We start from the raw sequence: 19,651 nt of genomic DNA, 5'->3' as shown, positions 1-19,651 counted from the left end.
TGACACCCACCGGAAACCCGGTGAAAGTGCGCCACTATGCGCCATCAGTTGAACGTGTCCACGCGAACCCGCCCCTCGGCGACCCACTGTCCGATCTCCGCCCGCGCCGCCTCCGGCTTCAGCCCGCCTTCGGTCACGAGAACCTCCGCAAGGGCCACCAGCACCGCCTCCGACATGGCCCGGCGACCGCAGATATAGACGATGGCCTTCGTCTCAACGAGCCATTCAAATACCTCCGCAGCGTGCTCCCGGAGCCGGTCCTGCACCCGCGCGCCGTCGTTGGAATCGCGCGAAAATGCAGTATCCATGCGGGTTAGCGTGCCATCGGTCAGCGCGGTTTCGAACACATCGCGCCACAGGAAATCGCCGTCACGATGGCGGTTGCCGAAGATCAGCCACGCCGGCCCCGCCCGTCCCGAGGCGCGGCGCTCCGCGATGAAGCCGGGGAAGGGGGCGATGCCGGAGCCGGCGGCGATCATCATGATGGGCCAGGAGGGGTCCGCAGGCGGGTTGAACCCGGGGTGGGGATCGAGCCGGGCCTCGACCGTAACCCCTTGCTCTGCCTCACGTAACAGGAACCCGGAGACCCGTCCGAGCCGTCGCGCGCCGTCCTCCGCGGTCCAGTCATGCAGCCGGACGGTCAGGGCGATGCGGCCGGGATCGACCAGGCTGGAACTGCCCACCGAATAGGAGCGCGGCCGCTCCCCCGCCCCCGCGGCGATGCGCACCAGATCGCCGGGACGGAAGGCGAGGTCGTCCGCTCCCTCCAGGAAAATCCGCCATGTTTCCTGAGTGTTACCGGTGCCCGGCACATCGAGGCGCTGGCGGCCGGCGACCGTGAGGGCGACCGGCGGCGAGACCGGAGGCAGGCCGGCGATGGCGCAGTTCAGGGCCAGTTCGCTGCGCACCGTATCCACCCAGGCCATGAAGACGCCGGAGGGATCGCCGTCGGCCTCCCGGAGCGGCAGCGCCTCCACCGCCCCCGCCGCCAGCAGGGCCGCCCTGACCCGCTGGCCACCGCCGCAGAAATGGGTATAGCTGCGGTCGCCGAGGGCGAGCACCGCGACACGTATCCCCTTGAGGCTGCTGGATTTCAGCTGCCTGATCAGCGCACGGGCGCCGTCCGGCACCTCGCCCTCGCCGGTGGTGGAGGCGACGAGAAGCACGAGGGGAAAGCGGGCGATATCGGCCGGCTTCAGCGCGCCGAGGGGCGCCAGCGTCGCCTTCTCCCCGCCCGCGATCAGTCCCTCGAATACCGCCCCCGCAAGGCGCATGGCGGTGCCGGTCTGGCTGGCGTGGGCGACCAGGATGTCGCCGCCCGCCGCCACCGGCCGCACCCGGTTGCGCGCCTTGCGCCTCCCCCACGACCACAGGCCGGTGACTGTAAGGCCAAGAAGCGCCAGCGAAATTCCGAAATTGAGCACACCCGACCATGCCCCGCCCCAGGTGCCCTCGTGGATCTGCTTGACGAGGCCCGGGCCGCCGACCAGCGGCGTGACCCCCGCATCCGTCACCACGAAGCCACCCCCGTTCCGGCCTGCGGCATCCGGAGCGATCTGCAGCATCACCGTGCCCCCGCGGAACTTTCGGGCACCGGTGAGACGGTTCAGGTCTAGATCGCGTCCGGCAATGGCAAGGGCCTGGCTGATGGTCACCGGGCGCTTGGTCCGCGGCAGTTCAGGCCGCGACCCGGTGCCAAGGTGGAGCGAGAGCATCACCGCCGTTACCGGCGAGGTCAGCGTGAGCGGCAGCAGGAGCCATCCTACGGCGGCATGCCAGCCCATCAGGCTGTTGCGGAAGCGCAGCCAGGCGAGGAAGGGCCCGGCCACCATGATACCCAGCATCAGGAAGCTCGCCACCTCCACCACGATGCCGAGGCCCAGCAGCAGCGTCTTGTGCAGCCCTTCCGCCGTGCGGAAGATGTCGATGCCGCCGGCCGGGGCAGGGGTGTGGGCGCCGGTGGCCATGTCCCAGCGACCGGCGACCGACGGGTCCTGAGACATGACCTGAAGCGCGCGGCCACCCTCCGCCACGCTGATCCCGCCGGGTTGGCCCGCCTTCTCGATGGTCCCAACCAGCTGGCTCAGGGCGGCGACGTCCACGACGGCGCCGGGGCGCGGTCCCTGCAAATCATTGAGAACAGGGCGGAAAGACAGCACCGCGCCGGTCAGGATGATGACGAGGAAGATGGGCGTCAGGATCAGCGCGATCCAGCGATGCAGAAGGATCAGCGTGCGGCGCAGGGCGGCAAACGACATCTGTGCAACTCCAGACGGAACCTGAGCGTGCTGGCTGGACGCGCGGGGCGGTCTGGCTACGGGTTCGTTGCGGATGTTCATGCCTCATCCGCGTCGGGAAAATTTGTCCGGCCGCGGTCGCTTCGTAAATGTTCGTCCCATGCGGCGGCGCTGATACAGTTGGATACAATTTCGCGGTGGCGGGGCGCGGACCTGTCGGCTCAAGTCACGCCGGAAGGGCACGTGGCCGGCGCCCGCATCCCAGAGAACGGCAACCCAACGGCAACATGGAACGCACGCCGCATATCCTCGTCGTCGACGATCATCGCGAGATCCGCGAACTCCTGGCCAAATACCTCACGCGGAACGGCTTTCGAGTCAGCGTCGCATCCGGCGGCGTGGACATGCGCCAGCAGATGCGCACGGGGACATTCGACCTCGTGGTGCTCGACATCATGATGCCTGGCGAGGACGGGCTCACCCTGTGCCGCCAGCTGCGGCAGGCAAGCGACATTCCCGTCGTGCTCCTCACCGCGGTGGCGGAGGAGACGGACCGGATCGTCGGGCTGGAACTGGGCGCGGACGATTATGTCACCAAGCCGTTCAATCCGCGCGAGCTGCTCGCCCGCATCCGCGCCATCCTGCGGCGGGCGCAGGGGCCGGCACGGGCGCAGCAGGGGGAGCCGGCGCTCTACCGCTTCGATCGCTGGCAGCTCGATCCTGGCCGGCGCGTGCTTTTGGACGAGACCGGCAATGATGTGCGGCTCGGCAGCGCCGAATTCCGCCTGCTGCTTGCATTCGTCACCCGTCCCTCGGTGTTGCTCTCGCGCGACCAGCTGCTGGACATCACCGCCGGCCGCCCGGCCCAGGTGTTCGACCGCAGCATCGATAACCTTGTGAGCCGCCTGAGGCGCCGGATCGAGCGCGACCCGCAGAATCCCACCCTCATCAAGACCGTGTGGGGCGATGGCTACGTCTTCGCGGCTCCGGTGGAGGTGGAGGCGTGAGCGGCCGGCTGAAGGGGCTGCTGCGCTTCCTCTGGCCGGGCAGCCTCGCGGGGCGGCTGGTGCTGCTGCTGGTGGCGACGCTGGCGCTGGCGCAGGTGCTCCTGGTGCTGGTCCTCCAGAACGAGCACGACGCCGTGGTTGCGGGCATCGTACGCGGGCAGGCCCTGAGCCAGACGGTGACGCTCACCCGCCTCATCGAATCCATGCCGCAGGAGCAAGCCGATCGCCTGGCCGGCGCCTTCACCACGCGGGGCACCTGCGCCTGGGTCTCCGCCGATCCTCCCGACCCGCACGAAATGACCTCGACGGAAGACGGGCTCGCCCGCCTGCTGTCGCGGCGCCTGCATGGTGTCGGCAACGGAGCGCCGGCCGTACACATCGATACCGACGGCCTGTGGGATCGCCGCTGCCCCGAGCGCAGCAGCGATGACTTTCCTTGGCTGCGCCGTGGCACGGGCGGCCCCGCCCAGCCGCTGCGGCCGGGGCTCGGCGTGGTGGCGCTGAGCGTGCCGCTTTCGGGCCAGCGCTGGCTGCATGTAGATGCGGTGGTGGGTTTGCCGGGCATCTGGAGCCGGCCCATCGTTCTCTCCTTCCTGATCTCGGCGCTGGCCGTCTCGCTGGTGACGGTGGCCTGCGTGCGCCTCCAGACCCGATCCCTACGCTCGCTGGCCGATGCCTCCGAGCGCTTCGGCCGCGGCGAGAGCGTTGAGCCGCTTGATGTGCGTGGTCCCTCCGAGGTGGCGGCGGCGACGCGGGCGTTCAACACGATGCAGCAGCGCCTCAGCCAGTTCGTGCGCGACCGCATGCGCCTGCTCGCGTCCATCAGCCACGACCTGCGCACGCCGCTCACCACGCTGCGTCTCAAGGCGGAGTTCGTGGACGATGCGGAGGTGCGCAACGACATCGTCGCCACCATCGACGAACTGGTGGCCATCTGCGAGGCGACCCTCGCTTTCACGCGCGCCGAGGCGACGAGCGAAGAAACCCGGACGGTGGACATCGAAGACCTGTGCGCGGATGTGGTGGAGGAATTCGCCGGCGTCGGTGCCGATGCCCGGATGGCGGATCGGATGGCCGCCCATGTCAGGCTGCCGTGCCGGCCGGTGGCGATGCGTCGGGCCCTGCGCAATCTGGTGGACAACGCGGTGCGCTACGGGCGCGGCGCGGTTGTGTCCGTGCGCCACCCTGTCGACGGCACGGTCGCGATCCGGGTGGAGGACGACGGTCCCGGCCTGCCGGAGGATCGCTTCGAGGAGGCGTTCCAGCCCTTCGTGCGACTGGAGCCCTCGCGGAGCACGGAGACCGGCGGCATCGGCCTCGGCCTCGCCATCGCCCGCAGCATCGTCAAGGCGCACGGCGGCGAACTGACCCTCGCCAACCGCCCCGGCGGGGGCCTGTGTGCCGAAATCGTGCTGCCGACGGTCGGCTCCGGATCAGGAGCGGCCTGAGGCGGGGAGCTGCACAGCTTCCAGCGAGAGGGTGACAAGCAGGCCTGTGTGGTCGGAGAGGCGCCGCCCGTCATCGGTCTGGTTGGGCAGCACCGTGACCGAGATCAGTGTGAGGTCGCGGCTGTGCGCCACATGGTCGATGGCGGCGGTGGGAAGACCGGCAATCGCACCTGCCGTGGCAATTGCGAAACGCGGTCTGACGGTGGCCTCCAAGCGCTCGAACACCGCAATCGGCGCGTGGCGGCGCGGAATGGCCTGGTTGAAGTCGCCGAGCAAGATGGTTCGGGCAGGGGCGTCCGCTCGGCCGAGGATATGGCTGAGGCCGTCGAGGTAGCGCGTGTGCTCCTGCCAGGGACGGCTATCGCGTCGTCCAGTGCTGACATGGGCGGCGCTCCAGGGAATGCAGACGCCAATCACGTCGAGTGGTCCATACGGCGTTGCAACGCTGCCACGCACGAAGCGTCCCTTGGGCAGGGCGGCATCGCCGATGCTGTCGATCGCCTGCCAGGGCCAGCGGCTCCAGAGGAGAACCTTCCTGCGGTCTTCGCGGATGGGGTACCCGAAGTCCGCATCCGACGCGATGCGTCCCGTCTCGTCGAGCAGGTCGAGATTGCTTTCGGTGAGGCAGATCAGGTCCGGGTCATGCGCGGCGATAATGGAGCGGATCTCCGCGCCGCGATCCGTGCGGGCGCGTTGCCACTGGACGTTCCAGAGAAGGATTTTGATCGAGCTCATTGCCGCCGCCGCGGGCCGGGCATCGGCCCCGGCCGGGTGTTAGCCCGCGTCCGCAGCGGCGGCAATGCCTCAGTCGTCCTCCATTTCCAGCCCGTAGAGCGAAGCATCGGGCGTCGCGAGCGGGGCAGAGAGTGTGGCCTTGAGGGCGGTGGCGAAGAACAATGGCGGAGCCATGGTGCGGGCGAGCTCGACCACCTTCTCTTTCAGTTCGGCCACCTTCGCCGGGTTTTGTGCCGAAAGGTCGTTCTTCTCCTCCGGGTCGGCGTCGAGGTCGAACAGCTCCACTTTCGGCGGCAGCAGCACGTGCCAGACGAGCTTCCACTTGCCCTCGCGCACGCCGCCCGTGGTAGGTTCCACGTTGTAGATTACCTCGTCGCGTCCCGGGGCGCCGGCCGTCAGGGCCGCCCATGCATCCTTGCCGTCGAGGGGCTTGGACTGCTTAAGGTCCGCGCCCGCGAGCTTCGCGAATGTGGGCAGCATGTCCACGACATGCATCACGCCGTCCGCCTGCCCCGGCTTGATGTGCCCCGGCCAGTTGGCGAGCGCTACCACGCGGGTGCCGCCCTCGTAGAGGGAGCCCTTGCCGTCGCGGTAGGGGGCGTTGTTGGGGGGCGGATCTCCGGCGAGCGCGCCTTCACCCACGAACATCTTGTTGCGGGTGCCGCCGTTGTCCGAGTGGAAGAGGATGAGGGTGTTCTCGCGCATGCCGCGGGCGTCCAGCGCGGCCACCACCTTGCCGATCTGGTCGTCCATGGCGGTGACCATCGCCGCATAGGCGCGGCGGGAGGGGTCGGCGATGTTCGCGTACATGTCGAGATAGCGCTGCGGCGCCTGGTAGGGCGTGTGCGGCGCGGTGAAGGCGAGGTAGAGAAAGAACGGGGTCTTGGGGTCGTGGGCGCCCAGCTGTCGCACGGCCTCGGCACCGAACAGGTCGGTGTCGTAGCCCTCTTCCTTCACAAGCGTGTTGTCGCGATACCAGTCGGTGACGCCGTGGGCCTCGTGCTTGAAATGATCGATCTCGCCCACCAGGGGACCGTAGAAGCTGTCGAAGCCGCGCTGGCGGGGCCAGTATTTCCGGTCCGCATGGCCGAGGTGCCACTTGCCGACCAAGGAGGTTCGGTAGCCTACGTCCTTTAGTGCCTGCGGCAGCAGGAATTCGTCGGTGGCAAGTCCGTAGCTGCCGCCGGAGGGGATCACGCCCACCTGCAGGCCGTAGCGCATGGGATAGCGGCCGGTCATCAGCGCCGCGCGCGTGGGCGTGCAGAGGGGCTGGGTATAAAACTGGGAAAGCTTCGCGCCGCCTGCCGCGAGTCGGTCGAGGTTCGGCGTCTTGATGTCCGAGCCGTGGAAGCCCACGTCGGCGAAGCCCAGATCGTCAGCCAGGATGTAAAGGATGTGCGGACGCGGTGCGCCCTGCGCCCGCGCGCCCGGGGCGAGCAGGGAGAGGCCGGCAACGGCGGCGAGGAACCCGGCGCTGCCAGCCAATACATCGCGACGGCTGGGAGCCTGCGCGTCAGTCTTCTCGCTATGATCGGTCACTCGAAACCTCGTCAGCTGGTGAGGCGACGCACACATCGGAAGCCGATGTGGACGGAGCCGGTATCGACGGATTGCGGCTGGCGCGCGGCGGGCCGATAGCGCCGGCAATAGCTGGGCGCGCAGAGGTGTGAGCCGCCCTTGAGCACTTTTCGCGGAATGGCGAGACCGGGGGCGGCCCAATCCAGGCTGTCCGCGATCGTCCCGCCGCGCGGGTTGCGCGGCAGGCAGCAGGCCTTCGCCGCGGGCGCTGGATGGCGCGGGCGATACCAGTCGTCGGTCCACTCCCAGACATTGCCGATCATGTCGAGCAGGCCGTAGCCGTTGGGCGGGAACGCGGTGACGGGCGAGGTGCCGACGAAGCCATCCTCCGCGAGGTTCTCCACCGGAAAGCGCCCTTGCCAGGTGTTGGCGCGATAAACGCCGCCGGGGGCGAGTTCGTCCCCCCAGGCGAAGGCCGCTCCGTCGAGCCCGCCCCGCGCCGCGAACTCCCATTCCGCCTCTGTGGGCAGGTCCTTTCCGGCCCAGGCGGCATAGGCGGCCGCGTCGGTGTGGCAGACGTGAACGACGGGGTGGTCCTCGATGTTGGAAAGATCGCTGCCGGGACCCTGCGGGTGGCGCCAGGATGCGCCGGGCACGAACTGCCACCAGCGTGTCCAGTCGTCGGGATCGCCTGCATCGGCGGGCATGCGAAACACCAGAGAGCCCGGCGCCAGCAGGGCGGGATCGGCGCCCGGATAGTCCTCGGCGCGCGGCACCTGCTCGGCCACGGTGACATAGCCGGTGGCCTCAACGAAGCGGGCGAACGCGCGGTTGGTGACGGGGGTGCGATCCATGAGGAAGGCGTCCACATGCACCTGATGCACGGGCGCCTCTTCCGGATAATGATCGTCCGACCCCATGCGGAACAGCCCGCCGGCGATCCGGACCATCTCCGGATCGCCGGCCGCGGCTGGTACGTCCTCGACGGAGCCAGTCCCCTGATGTGCGACGGTGCAGCTCTGCCCGTCCATGACCTCTCCGCCAGCGACCGTTCCGCTCTCGGCCTGCGCCCGTTCATGTCCCCCGCATGCGACGGTCTTAGCCAACTCCTGCTCTAGCGGGAGGGGCGGGGGCTTCTCAATTGCCATTTGGCGCCACGTCTGAAGTCACCGGGGCATCCGCGCAGAGGTTCGGAACGCGAGGGGCGTGCGGCCCTCCCAGCGCCGGAACGCGCGGACGAAATGCGCGGGATGGCCGTAGCCGAGGGCGCGCGACACCGAAGAGACCGGCGCCGTCGAGCCGCCGAGCTGCAGCCGTGCCTGCGCATGCCGCCACGTGTCGAGCAGTCCTTCGTAGGACGTGCCGAGCCCGGCAAGCCGCCGCTGCAGCGTGCGGGGCGACAGGCCGAGGCTGCGCGCCGTATCCACGAGGGAAAGGGCGCCGGTGAGGGCCGCGCTGTCGAACAGCGCTTCGATCATGGCGATGAGCGCGTCGTCGTCGAGGGAGACGGGCGCGGGAGGCAGCCCTGTGGCGGCACCGTCGGGAGCCGGCGCAAACAGCAGGTTGGTCTGGTCGAGCCAGCGGGCATCGAACGAGATCTCGATGCCGTCGCCACCACCGAAGCTGACGCCGGCCTGGAGCCGATCCTCGTAAAGAGATGCCGGCGCCTTGGCCCGATGGGCGAACCGCAGGTGGACCGGCGCGGCGTCCGCCCCCGTGATGGCCCGCAGCGCGCGCAGGATAAAGGTGGCGATGCCCTCGTTCAGCACCTGCGCATGCTCGGGATCGCTGTCGGCGAGGCGATGGCGCCAGCGGGCGATGCCCTCGCGCTCCTCGATCGCAACCGAGACGCCGCCCTGCAGGTCCGGCATCTGGTGGTGCAGGGCGCCAAAGCAGTCGCGCAGGGTACGGCCGGCGAACAGGGCGCGGCCGGCGAGACCGAGCTGCATGGGATCGGCGGCGGCGGCAAGGTCGAGCCCGATGGCGGCCTCGCCGCTGCGCCGGGCGAGGTGGAACAGCAGGGTGGAAATCTGGCCGCGGGCGACCACGCGATCGCCGCCGAGCGAGGTGTCGTCGAGCGCATTGTCGCGGGGTGCCGCATCGGCAAGTCCCGCCCGGCCGAACAGCGGCGCGAGTGGCACGCCCTGGCCGTCGGCGACCTTGGGCAGCATGTGGACGAGCGAGAGCCGGATCGGATGGCGGTCCCACATGGGCTGCGGACTCCAAATCGGCAGGGATCAGGGGCCGATGCGTCGGGCGTGCCTCGCCCGCGACCGGTCCTAGGATGATCCGGCGCCCCCCTTGCTGACTTTGAACCCTACCTGCAATGGCGTGGTCAAGTTGCGCTTGCGTTACTCAGGTCGGGCGACGCGCGGATCGATGGATCGTGTCAGGGATGACAGGCGCCGCGATAGTCGTTCCGGCAGGGGGAAGCTCAGAGACCGCCGAACCATGCGCCGAAATAGCCGGCATAAAGCTCCGGGGCCTCCAGATTCATGGAATGGCCGACGCCGGGCACGGCGACGAAGCGGCAATCGGGCATCAGGGCGGCCATCTCCTTCATGTCCGCTTCCTTGATGACGCCGTCGCGCAGGCCCCAGACGACGAGATGGGGATGGAGGATGGTGCCCATCTTCCCCTTCAGCTCCCCGCTCCTCGCCTCCTTGGTGAGGGTGTCGGGCGTGCCGAACCAGATGCCGTCCGATACCGCCCAGACCTGATCCACGATCCGGTCGAACAGGCCGGCGCGCGGTCCGGCGTCGGCGATGAAGCGGGCGGGGCCGTTCGCGAGGGTCTCGTCCACGAAAAGGCTCGGCGCAGTCGCGGCCATGATCTGGCGGGTGAGGTCGTAGCTCTCCTTCATCTGGCCGAAGAAGGCGGCCTGCTCCGGCCGGAAGTCGATGCCCTGCGGGCCGACGGGAGACAAAGAAAACACCCGGCCGAAGCGGTCCGGCTGCTTCAGGATCATGCGCGTGGAGATGATGCCGCCGGTCGAGTGGGTCGCCAGATGGCAGAAGGAGATGTCGAGGGCATCCAGCGCCGCGATCATGTCGTCGGCATGCTGGGTGATGGAATAGTTGGAGAAATCGGCGGCGGGGGCCGGCTTGTCGCTGTCGCCGCAGCCGCGCCAGTCCACTGCGACGGTGCGCACGCCGCGCGGGAAATGCGGGGCCGCCAGCTCGATCCAGTCCTTGCTGGCGAGATTGCCATGGATGAAGAGGACTGTCGTGTCCCCCGAGCCCCATTCCCGGTAGGCGAGGCGAAGGCCATTCACGTCGAGCGTCTGCATGGAGGCCTCGTTCTAGAGGGGAAAGGCTTGCGCCCTGATGCCGGAGCGCAAGCCGATGCTTCGTCCGGCGCCTACTTGTTCAGCCCGGTCGGTGCCGCCGCCTTGGCCGGGGCGACCTCTGCGGCGGCGGGCGCGCCGTGGATAAGGCGGTCGATGCTGGCCGGCGCGCCGGTGGGGACGCGACCGGTCTCCACGAAGTCCACCACATCCTCGGCGAAGGCGACCGGCTCGTCCGTGTGGATGAAGTGGGCGGTGCCGGGATAGATCTTCACCTGCACGTCACGCCCCGCTGTGTTCATGCGGCGCAGGAAGGGCAGCACGAGCTGGCGCGAGAGATCGGTGAGCCCGTTGAAGGCGGTGCCGGGGATGAAGGGCTCCTTGTCGCCGAAGGCGAGGAAGATGGGTACCTTGATCTCGGTCAGCCGCTTGTAGAGGCTCTGCGGATCCTTTTCCTGCAACTCCGCCACCATGGCGTAGATGTCGAAGGTGAAGACATCCACCCACTGCTGCAGCTCGCGCGGATCGCCCTTGATCATGCCGATGCGCTGGGCGGTGTGGAGGCGGGCATATTCGCTGTCGCGCAAGAAGTAGCCGTTGCGCTGGGTCGTCACCGCCCCGGTGACGGGATCGCGGCTGCGGAAGTGATAGAAATCGTCAATCTGCTGGGCGGTGAGGTTCTTCTCCCGCTCGCGCAGGCCGGTCTGGTCCCACGCCTTCTTCCACGCGTCGAAATCGTGGGCGAAGGCGGGATCGAACAGGTCCAGCTTCTTGCCCGGCGCGATGGTGACCTCGCGCGGATACTCCTCGAGGCCGGCGGGCGCCTCGAGGATCAGCTTCGTTACCGCATCCGGCCAAGAGAGGGCATAGCCGAGCACGATCTGCCCGCCCATGGAATGACCGAGATAGGCGGCCTTGGGAACCTTCAGCTGGTTCACCACCACCTCATGCAGCACGTCGCGCATGTCCTGCAGGGTGCGGGCGGGGCTCTTGTCGAGGTTGCCCGGCCCGGACATGCCATAGTGCGGCATGTCCACGGCGATGACGCGCAGCCCGCGCTCCAGTGCGATGCGCATGATGTTGCCGTAGTGCCCGCCGAACGCGCCCTTGCCGTGGACGATGACCAGCACGTCGGGATTGGCCGCCGTGCCGGCATATTCGTCCATGTAGCCGATGTCCCACTCGACACCCCGGCCGTCTTTCGCCTTGGTCTTCTTCACGGGGAAAGGATAGGTGACGAAGCTGTTCCAGAACGACTTTTCGGGGGTGATGTCCGCCGCGACCGAGGGGGTGCGGTAGGTCTTCGCCGCCATCTCGCGATTGCGGGTGAGGCGGGAGACGTCGCCGAGGAAGGCGGCCACGGTCGGATCGAACTGGCGGTTCTTCAGGATGGGGAAGACGCCGTAATGGGCGACCGGGCTCGTCTCATGCACGAAGTCCGCGCCGGGCACCTTCTCCACCGTGCGCTTGGCGCGGTCGAAGGTGAGCCACTGGTCGTTCTCGATGTGCATCACGAGGGTGCGCGCCTTGATGCGCTTCAGCTCAGCATTGATGTTGTAGGTCTCGCCGGCCCGGTTGCGCCACAGCAGGTCGACCGCGTCGAACAGCAGCGATCGGGCGGCAATGGAGGCGCCGGCCTGCGGATTGGGCGGGTTCCAGTAGAAGACGTCCCGCTGCACCGTCGACCAGTCTTGCTGCGAGCGGTGCTGGAAGTCGAACCCGGTGAGGTTGAGGATCGACCAGCCGAAGGCGACGCCCTGGTTGGGATGCTTGTCCTTGGGCAGGTTGTAGTAATTACCGCCGGTCGCGCGCCACTGCGGATCGCTCTCGATGGCGGCGGACATGAGCTGGAAGGTCCAGTTGCCGACCGGATCCTCGCCGTCCGACTGGCTGGTGCCGCCGATGGGCATGAGGCCGTCCATGAAGTCCGGATGCATCACACCCCAGACATAGGTCTGGGTCGCGCCCATGGAGACGCCGGTTACGAGGGAGGCGCGGGCGACCTTCAGATGGTCGCGCAGCATCCGGTAATTGGCCTGCACCATGTCCTGGTAGCTGTATTGCGGGAATTTCTGCCCGAGCCCTTCCGAGGGCTTGCTGGTGCCCCACAGGCCGAGGGCATCCACCAGCACCACGTAATACTGGTCGGTGTCGATGGGCTTGCCCGGCCCGATCACAGAGCCGCCGGAAAGCGCCGTGCCCTCCACCCATTGGGCGTACATGTCGGTGGCGTCGCCGGAATAGAAGGAGTTCACCACCACCGCGTTGGTGATCTCGCCGGCCGCGTTGCGCTTCGGGGTGCCGAGGGCGATGTAGGCGGTCTTCGCCGGGCCGGCACCGAGGGATTCCAGCGTCGTGCCGCCTTCGCCGCCGTTCGTCCATTTGTCCGGGCTCGACAGGTCATAGCGTCCGCCGATCCGGAAGTTCGCGACTTCGTAGAACTTCTTGAGTTGGCAGAGCCTTTGCTGCGAGCAGGTGCCGGTGAGGGGCGGTTGCGGCGCCTGGGCCGCCGGTGCCTGTGTGGCCGGTGCCTGGGCGTAGGCGGCAGGGATGGTCGCGGACAGGGCCGTCGCGGCGAGCGCGAGGCCCAAGGCTATGGCATTCCTCATGTTTCCTCCTGCGGCCGGTCTTTGTCATCGCCGCCGTCCGGAGGAGAGAACAGCATGCCGGCGCGCCCAAGGGAAGCGCGGCCGTTCTGATGATGGATGCAACCTGTGGGCGGCGCGATTCCTTAGCCGCCGTAGCGTCGTGCCGCCTCGATGGCGAGGCCGGTGCCCACGGAACCGAAGGTGTCGCCCTCGATCACCCGAGCCTGCGGCAGGCAGGCGCAGATGGCCGCGCGCACATGGGCGAGGCGGGTCGAGCCGCCGGTGAGGAACAGGGCATCGATGGCGTCCGCCTTCAGCCCGGCCGCAGAGAGGCAGGACGAGATGCGCCCGGCGATGCGCTCGGCGAGGAGCCCGGTGTGCGCGATGAGATCGTCGTGGGAGATGCCGACCGAAAGCCCGGCCTCCAACACCGCGAGATCGAGCACTGTGGCACCTTCCTCCGCCACCCGGATCTTCGCCGCCTCCACATCGAGCGCGAGACCATGGCCGCGCTCTTCCTCCACCGCGCGGGCGAGGCGCGAGACCAGCTCCGGCTGCGCCGCGGCGCGCTCCAGCTCGCGGATCGAGCGCGCCGTGCGGCCGTCATACAGCCGGTTGATGGCCGACCAGGTGGCGAGGTCGTGGTAGAGCGCCGCCGGCATGGCGAGGCCCTTGCGCTTCAGCGGGCTGCCGTGGCCGAGCAGGGGCATCACCACGGCGAGCGATAGCTGCCGGTCGAAGTCCGTGCCGCCGATGCGCACGCCCTCGTTGGCGAGGATGTCGGAGGCGCGGTCAGCGCGGTTCTGGTGCCCGCGATCGATGCGCACGATGGAGAAGTCCGACGTGCCGCCGCCGATGTCGGCGATCAGCGCCAGCTCCTCGCCGGCCACCTGCCGCTCGTAGTCGAGGCTGGCAGCGATAGGCTCGAACTGGAAGGAGAGGGCGGTGAAGCCGATGTCACGGGCGATGGAGCCCAGGGTCTCCTCGGCGCGCTTGTCGCCGTCTGCGTCGCCATCGACAAAATGCACCGGCCGGCCGAGGACGACTTCGCGCAGCGGCCCGTTGGCCTCGGCCTCGCCCCGCGCCTTCACCTCGGCGAGGAATTCGCCGATCACGCCCTTGAAGCCGAGCCGGCGGCGGCCGACCGGCGTCGTCTCCTCGATGAGGGAGGTCCCCAGGACGGATTTGAGGGCGCGCATGAGGCGCCCCTGTTCGCCGCCCACATAGGAGGCCATGGCGGCGCGGCCCACCAACGGCGTGCCGCTCCAGGGGAAAAAGATGGCGCTCGGAAGCGTGTCCGCGCTGCCTTCCAGCCGCGCGAGGCGCGGGCCGTTAGGTCCGTTCAGGCCGAGGGTGGTATTGGAGGTGCCGAAATCGAGGCCGCAGGCGGTCATCGGGCCTCCTTGCCGTATGCGGGTGCGGAAGGCCGGGCTAGCTAAAGCAAGTCTCGCTGCAGCGCAAGAGAAGCCGCGAGCGAAAGCGGCGGGAGCCGCCCGGGTGGCATGCCGTCGCCCGGGCGCTATCCGAACTCAGAAATGATAGCCGATGCTCATGAACGGCCCGTGCATGGTGGTGTTGTAGCGGAAGTCGCGCGTGGGTGACGTTACGGACTGGTAGTCGGTGTAAAGCGCCCGATAGCCGAGCGCGGTCGACCAGGACTCATTCCAATTGTACCCGATGGCGACAAGGCCCTGCGAGGACAGCTTCGAACTCGCCGGCAGCCCGAAGCCGCCCACGTCGGCCAGCGCGTTCAGGAACCATTGCTTGTTGAGCTTCCACTGAAGCGCAAGGCCGAAGGTCGGATCCAGCCAGTCCTTGGAGTCGGACTCGGAAAAGGCGAAGGGAAAGAAGAGCGAGCTGATCGAGGTGTTGGCCGACAGGCGCTGATAGCGGAAGCCGGCCGTCGCGGAGAGATCGAAATCGGCATCGCCCAGAGGCAGTCGATAGCCGGCGGCGCCGGACAGGATGAACAGGCGCTGGGAGAAATCGACGAGGGGCTGGCCGGCCGTCGACAGGTTCTTGCTGGTGCCGAGCTGCGACCAGAACACGTCCGCGAACAGCGTCCAGTTATCCTTCTTGGCGATGAAGTTGCCCATCACCGCGCCCTGGAAATTCTGCATCACGTCGCCGAAGGTGATGTCCACCGGGATGGCCGGCAGGCGCCGGATGCCGATGTCGCCGTCGATGCCGGTGGCCCAGAGGTACAGGGTCGCCTGATACTGCCAGCCCGAATTCGCCTGGGGCTGTGGTGCCGGTGTCGCCGCCGGTGCGGCGCCAAGGTCCGCGGCTCGCGCGGTGCGGCCCGCCGCCCCCAGAAGTGCACCGGCGACCAGCATGGCGATCGCTGCGCGCACTCCCATACGCCTGCTACGGTGCGTGCCGGCCATGGCATCCGCGCCGCGCAAACGATCCGCCACCTTCGTTCCGGATTGATACCCCCCGACCATAATTCCCCCGTCTTGACCTGACGCCGCACCGCGGCGTCTCGCGGCGCGGCTCGTCACCCCGCCACTTGGCCCCCGCCAATGGCCGCACTCTAGCGCAAGCACGGCTTTGGAACTGCCCCTTGCGCGCTATTCCCGGCGAGGTGTGGCGCCGACGCCACGGCATTGGTTGGGCTTGCGCAAGGGCATGCCCCGGAATGTCGAATTTCGTGTCCGCGTCATGCAATCTCTGACGATCGGCATGTCGGCCAGCTTCGCGCCGGTGTGAACGCAAGTCCGCACGCCAGGCGGGATTTGACCTTGCGCGCCACGACGAAAATATGGGAACAGGCATGGTCACGGTTCAGCTTGCGCGGCGGCCGCCCCACCCCAGTCGGGCTCGCGAGGGCATAACCGTTTCGTCGGAAAGAGAGCGAGAGAAGATCGTTCGTGACCACCACTCTGCCCCTGGTGCGCGCAGCCGCCATCGCGCCGATCATGGTCTGGCTGCAGGATGGCGGCCATCCGCTCGATCGGATGCTCCGTGATGCCGGGCTGCCGGCCGGCCTTATCGAAGATCGCGATCGTCCGATCCCCCTGATGGCGGGAATCCGCCTGCTGATGGATGTGGTTCGGCGCGAAGGCCATGATGTGCCGTGCCGCATGGTGGCCCATGCCGGGATCGAGGAACTCGGTTTGCTGGGGCAGGTCGTCATGTCGTCCCGCACGCCGCGCGAGGCCTTTATCAAGGTGGAGCGCGCCTATCAGCATCACGGCTCACATGAGCTGTTCACTTTGACGCCAACTCCCGGCGGCGGCGCGGTGCGCCATGCCTTTCGCGTGCCCGTGGACCTGGTGCATCTGTCCTACGTGCAACAATACGTGGCCGCGCTGATCCGCACTGTGGTTCAGCGCACCGGACTTGCCGGGTCACTGGTCGAGCGGGTCGAGTTGAGCCCTCACCCGCTTCACGGCGTGGAGGGAATGGGCACACAATTCGGCTGCGAGACTGTGCCCGCGGCGAACCGGACGGTGACCATGCATTTTTCCGATGCGGTGCTCGACCGGCCCTATGTGAACGGCCGTCAGCTTGCCGATGCGGTCGTCCCTCCGGGAGCCGCAGTGATCCGCGGCGACGGCACGTTGGCGGGCTCGATCGCCGCCATCCTGCCCGGCCTCATTGAGGCGGGGGCGGAGCCGGGGCTCGCCAGCATCGCCGAGCTTGCCTTCATGAGCCGGCGCACGCTGCAGCGTCGACTGGCGGGGGAGGGGACCAGCCTCTCCGAGTTGGTGGATAAGGTGCGCGCCGAGCAGGCGATCGCCCGTCTCACAGCCAGCGGCAGCGCCATTCGCGCCGTAGCGGCGGAGGTGGGCTATGGGTCCAACGCCAGCTTCAGTCGCGCCATCCGTCGCTGGACCAGCACATCGCCGAGCCGGCTTCGACGCAGCGCGTTGGCGGGGCGGGTGCGCATCGGTGAAGAGGCGGAGTAGAGCCTCTAGCGTCGGCGTGTCCCCTTGCTGGGCTGGGCCTGCGTCACCGGATGCGGGACAGCTCCCGGCGTAACCTCTGGCCCGCCATGAAATGTGCATTGGCCGTGATCGGCCAGTATCTCGATTACACGGCATTCCGCCACCCGGCCGTGCGCGCAGGCATGGACCATGTGCTCCAGCTCTGCCTCCAGCGCCTTGAGCGAGGAGATCCGCCGCCGCACTTCGTCGAGCCGGGCGCCGGCGATGGCGTCCGCTTCGGCGCAGGGCTGGTCGGGGCGATCCTGCAAGGTCAGCAGCGTGCGGATGGCGTCGAGGCCGAAGCCCAGCTCGCGGGCATGGCGGATGAAGGCGAGGCGCTTGACCTGCGCATCGTCGTAGAGCCGGCGATTGCCTTCGCTGCGCGGCAGGTGGGGCAGCAGGCCGGTTTCCTCGTAGAAGCGGATGGTGGGCACCTTCACGCCGCTGATGCGGGCGGCTTCGCCGATGGTCAGGTGAGCAGGGACCGGTGCTGCTGCCATGGGGCTTGCTCCTCTAGTCGCTAGAGCATCTAGGCTGCCACCATGACCAAAGGAAAGGCGGCATCATGACAGCCAGTCAGGTTCAGACTCGGTATCGCGTCTCGGGCATGGACTGCGCCTCCTGCGCAGCGAAGATCGAGGCCGTTGCAAGCCGTCTGGACGGGGTGGCGGAGGCGCGCGTGTCCGTGGCTGCGGCGACCTTGGTCGTGCGGCACGTTTCTGGTGCCGATCTTTCTGCCTTGCCGGCGCGGCTGAAGCCCATGGGCTATGGCCTCATGCTCGCGAATGCCGAGCCCGCCCACACGTCGGCTCCGGTCGCGGCACGCGAGGCCTGCTGCGGGCACGATCATGGGGCCGGCCTCGGGAGCCACGATCATGGCGGCCACGATCACACGGCGCATGACCACGGCGGGCAAGATCGCGCTGGGCAAGATCACGCCCGGGAAGCCCATGCCCGCCACGATCATTCCGGTCATCCAGATGAGACGGCGCCCGCCGCCCGCCACGATCACGCCCATGGCGCCGAACTGGGCGAGGGCGGCTTCTGGTTCAACGGCAAGTTGCGGCTGACCCTCGCCAGCGGCGCCGCCTTTGCGGCGGCCTTCCTCGCCGGACTGGTGCTGCCGCAGGTCCAGACGCCGCTGTTCATCGCCGCCATGCTGGTCGGCCTGGTCCCCATCGCGCGCCGGGCATTTGCGGCGGCGGCCGTCGGCATGCCCTTCACCATCGAGACGCTGATGACCATCGCCGCCGTGGGTGCGGTCATCATCGGCGCGGCGGAGGAGGCTGCGGCCGTCGTGTTCCTGTTCCTCGTCGGCGAATTGCTGGAGGGCTTCGCCGCCGGCCGTGCCCGCGCTGGCATCAAGGCGCTCGCGGTGCTGGTGCCGAAGACGGCGCTGGTGGTGCGGGGCAGCGATGTCGTGGAGGTGCCGGCGGCGCAGCTCGCCGTGGGCGACACCATCCTCGTGCGCCCGGGCGACCGCATCGCAGCCGATGGCGCGATCCTCGCCGGAGAGGGCGGGATCGACGAGAGCATGGTCACCGGCGAGAGCGCCCCCGTGACCAAGGGTGTGGGCGCGAACGTCTTCGCCGGCACCGTGAACGGCGATGCGGCGCTCACCGTCCGCGTGACCGCGACCGCCGAGGACAACACCATCGCCCGCGTGGTCAAGCTGGTGGAAGAAGCGCAGGAGGCGCGCGCCCCAACGGAGCGGCTCATCGACCGCTTTTCGCGCGTCTACACCCCCGCTGTCGTGGTCATCGGCGCGCTGGTTGCGACCATCCCGCCATTGCTGATGGGCGGTGACTGGGGCGAATGGGTCTACAAGGGCCTCGCCATCCTGCTTATTGGCTGTCCGTGCGCACTGGTCATCTCGACTCCCGCGGCCATTGCCTCCGGTCTTTCCGCGGGCGCGCGTCGGGGCTTGCTCCTCAAGGGTGGCGCAGTGCTGGAGACGGCGGGCAAGGTCACCATGGTCTGTCTCGACAAGACCGGCACCCTGACCGAGGGGCGGCCGAAGGTGACGGACGTGATCGGCGTTGCGCTACCCGAACTGGAGGCGCTGCGCCTTGCTGCCGCTCTGGAGGCCGGATCGAGTCATCCCTTGGCGAAGGCCATCCTCGACCGCGCTGCCGCCGATGGCCTCTCCATTCCCGCTGCGAGCGATGCCCGCGCGCTTGGCGGCAAGGGGGTGACGGGGATCGTGGAGGGACGCGCGGTGTTCTTCGGTTCCGTCGCGGCGGGGGCTACGCGGGTGGCGCTCGATCGCGCGCTGGAGGCTCGCCTCGCGGCGTTGAACGACGAGGGCAAGACCGTGTCCCTCCTCATCGTGGACGACGCGCTGGCGGGTGCCATCGCCATGCGCGACGAGCCGCGCGCGGATGCGGCGGCGGGTCTCGCGGCGCTGAAGGAACGTGGGCTGCGCACGATGATGCTGACGGGGGACAATCCCCGGACCGCCGCCGCCATCGGCGGGGTGCTGGGCATCGAGGTGCGCGCCGGCCTCCTGCCGGAGGACAAGCAGCGCATAGTCTCCGAGCTGAAGCGGAAGGGGGAGGTCGTCGCCAAGGTGGGTGACGGCATCAACGACGCGCCGGCGCTCGCCGCCGCCGACATCGGCATTGCCATGGGCGGCGGCACCGATGTGGCGCTGGAGACGGCGGACGCCGCCGTGCTGCATGGCCGCGTCCGGGATATCGCCGGCATGATCGACCTGTCGCGACGGACCATGCGCAACATCCGCCAGAACATCGGCCTCTCACTGGGGCTGAAGGCGGTGTTCCTGGTCACCACCATCGCCGGCCTCACCGGCCTGTGGCCGGCGATCCTCGCCGACACAGGGGCGACCGTGCTCGTCACCGCAAACGCGCTGCGGCTTCTGCGAGCGACGAAGGGATGAT

At 68.5% G+C, this 19,651-nt stretch carries 14 protein-coding genes; 4 read left to right on the top strand and 10 right to left on the bottom strand.

All coding sequences use genetic code 11. The annotated features are described in order from the left end of the window. Positions 1-44: 44 nt before the first annotated feature. Positions 45-2,258, bottom strand: a complete 2,214-nt coding sequence (locus ACT54R_RS09380; protein ID WP_476325639.1) for a PepSY domain-containing protein — start codon at positions 2,256-2,258, stop codon at positions 45-47. Positions 2,259-2,524: 266 nt separating this feature from the next. Between ACT54R_RS09380 and ACT54R_RS09375 the strand changes: the two genes are divergently transcribed. Further along, entirely contained in the window at positions 2,525-3,244 is a 720-nt protein-coding gene (locus ACT54R_RS09375; protein ID WP_476325637.1) for a response regulator, read from the top strand. Next, complete coding sequence (locus tag ACT54R_RS09370; protein WP_476325635.1) at positions 3,241-4,692, top strand: ATP-binding protein; 1,452 nt, start codon at positions 3,241-3,243, stop codon at positions 4,690-4,692. Before ACT54R_RS09375 ends, ACT54R_RS09370 begins: the two co-directional genes overlap by 4 nt. On the opposite strand, the gene ACT54R_RS09365 is transcribed toward ACT54R_RS09370, so the two are convergent. The 8 genes from ACT54R_RS09365 to ACT54R_RS09330 form a co-directional block, all read right to left on the bottom strand. After that, a complete protein-coding gene (locus ACT54R_RS09365) occupies positions 4,678-5,427 on the bottom strand; it encodes an endonuclease/exonuclease/phosphatase family protein (RefSeq protein ID WP_476325633.1) in 750 nt (249 codons plus the stop codon). The genes ACT54R_RS09370 and ACT54R_RS09365 overlap by 15 nt on opposite strands. Positions 5,428-5,496: 69 nt before the next feature. Beyond that, a complete protein-coding gene (locus ACT54R_RS09360) occupies positions 5,497-6,966 on the bottom strand; it encodes an arylsulfatase B (RefSeq protein ID WP_476325631.1) in 1,470 nt (489 codons plus the stop codon). Positions 6,967-6,977: 11 nt separating this feature from the next. Beyond that, complete coding sequence (locus ACT54R_RS09355) at positions 6,978-7,976, bottom strand: formylglycine-generating enzyme family protein (RefSeq protein WP_476325629.1); 999 nt, start codon at positions 7,974-7,976, stop codon at positions 6,978-6,980. A 135-nt stretch (positions 7,977-8,111) separates the two neighbouring features. After that, on the bottom strand, positions 8,112-9,155 hold the full coding sequence (locus ACT54R_RS09350) for an AraC family transcriptional regulator (protein WP_476325627.1): 1,044 nt from the start codon (positions 9,153-9,155) through the stop codon (positions 8,112-8,114). 224 nt (positions 9,156-9,379) lie between these two features. Beyond that, positions 9,380-10,234 carry an alpha/beta fold hydrolase gene (locus ACT54R_RS09345; RefSeq protein ID WP_476325625.1) on the bottom strand — a complete coding sequence of 285 codons (855 nt, stop codon included), beginning with the start codon at positions 10,232-10,234 and terminating at the stop codon, positions 9,380-9,382. A gap of 71 nt (positions 10,235-10,305) precedes the next feature. Next, positions 10,306-12,840, bottom strand: a complete 2,535-nt coding sequence (locus ACT54R_RS09340) for an alpha/beta hydrolase (protein ID WP_476325623.1) — start codon at positions 12,838-12,840, stop codon at positions 10,306-10,308. Between the two features lie 122 nt (positions 12,841-12,962). Beyond that, on the bottom strand, positions 12,963-14,213 hold the full coding sequence (locus ACT54R_RS09335; RefSeq protein WP_476325621.1) for an Hsp70 family protein: 1,251 nt from the start codon (positions 14,211-14,213) through the stop codon (positions 12,963-12,965). A 135-nt stretch (positions 14,214-14,348) separates the two neighbouring features. After that, the gene (locus ACT54R_RS09330; protein WP_476325619.1) at positions 14,349-15,179 is read right to left on the bottom strand and encodes a hypothetical protein; all 831 of its coding nucleotides are present in this window, start codon (positions 15,177-15,179) and stop codon (positions 14,349-14,351) included. 513 nt (positions 15,180-15,692) lie between these two features. Here ACT54R_RS09330 and ACT54R_RS09325 point away from each other — a divergent pair. Then, positions 15,693-16,733, top strand: coding sequence for a helix-turn-helix domain-containing protein (locus ACT54R_RS09325; RefSeq protein WP_476325617.1), 1,041 nt, complete (start codon positions 15,693-15,695; stop codon positions 16,731-16,733). A 5-nt stretch (positions 16,734-16,738) separates the two neighbouring features. On the opposite strand, the gene ACT54R_RS09320 is transcribed toward ACT54R_RS09325, so the two are convergent. Continuing rightward, positions 16,739-17,251, bottom strand: a complete 513-nt coding sequence (locus tag ACT54R_RS09320) for a MerR family transcriptional regulator (protein ID WP_476325615.1) — start codon at positions 17,249-17,251, stop codon at positions 16,739-16,741. A 65-nt stretch (positions 17,252-17,316) separates the two neighbouring features. Here ACT54R_RS09320 and ACT54R_RS09315 point away from each other — a divergent pair, with 65 nt between their 5' ends. Beyond that, on the top strand, positions 17,317-19,650 hold the full coding sequence (locus ACT54R_RS09315) for a heavy metal translocating P-type ATPase (protein ID WP_476325613.1): 2,334 nt from the start codon (positions 17,317-17,319) through the stop codon (positions 19,648-19,650). The last annotated feature ends 1 nt before the right edge of the window (position 19,651 follow it).

This window comes from Xanthobacter sp. DMC47 (assembly GCF_056313845.1).
The sequence above is the reverse complement of the archived record's forward strand: the minus strand, read 5'-3'. Positions and strand labels throughout refer to the sequence as shown.

What these genes read in the sequence shown, in the direction of transcription:
- ACT54R_RS09375 (WP_476325637.1), top strand. Translation starts at nt 2,525, where the DNA reads ATGGAACGCACGCCGCATATCCTCGTCGTCGACGATCATCGCGAGATC.
- ACT54R_RS09340 (WP_476325623.1), bottom strand. Translation starts at nt 12,840, where the DNA reads ATGAGGAATGCCATAGCCTTGGGCCTCGCGCTCGCCGCGACGGCCCTG.
- ACT54R_RS09330 (WP_476325619.1), bottom strand. Translation starts at nt 15,179, where the DNA reads ATGGGAGTGCGCGCAGCGATCGCCATGCTGGTCGCCGGTGCACTTCTG.
- ACT54R_RS09320 (WP_476325615.1), bottom strand. Translation starts at nt 17,251, where the DNA reads ATGGCAGCAGCACCGGTCCCTGCTCACCTGACCATCGGCGAAGCCGCC.
- ACT54R_RS09335 (WP_476325621.1), bottom strand. Translation starts at nt 14,213, where the DNA reads ATGACCGCCTGCGGCCTCGATTTCGGCACCTCCAATACCACCCTCGGC.
- ACT54R_RS09350 (WP_476325627.1), bottom strand. Translation starts at nt 9,155, where the DNA reads ATGTGGGACCGCCATCCGATCCGGCTCTCGCTCGTCCACATGCTGCCC.
- ACT54R_RS09365 (WP_476325633.1), bottom strand. Translation starts at nt 5,427, where the DNA reads ATGAGCTCGATCAAAATCCTTCTCTGGAACGTCCAGTGGCAACGCGCC.
- ACT54R_RS09315 (WP_476325613.1), top strand. Translation starts at nt 17,317, where the DNA reads ATGACAGCCAGTCAGGTTCAGACTCGGTATCGCGTCTCGGGCATGGAC.
- ACT54R_RS09345 (WP_476325625.1), bottom strand. Translation starts at nt 10,234, where the DNA reads ATGCAGACGCTCGACGTGAATGGCCTTCGCCTCGCCTACCGGGAATGG.
- ACT54R_RS09355 (WP_476325629.1), bottom strand. Translation starts at nt 7,976, where the DNA reads ATGGACGGGCAGAGCTGCACCGTCGCACATCAGGGGACTGGCTCCGTC.
- ACT54R_RS09380 (WP_476325639.1), bottom strand. Translation starts at nt 2,258, where the DNA reads ATGTCGTTTGCCGCCCTGCGCCGCACGCTGATCCTTCTGCATCGCTGG.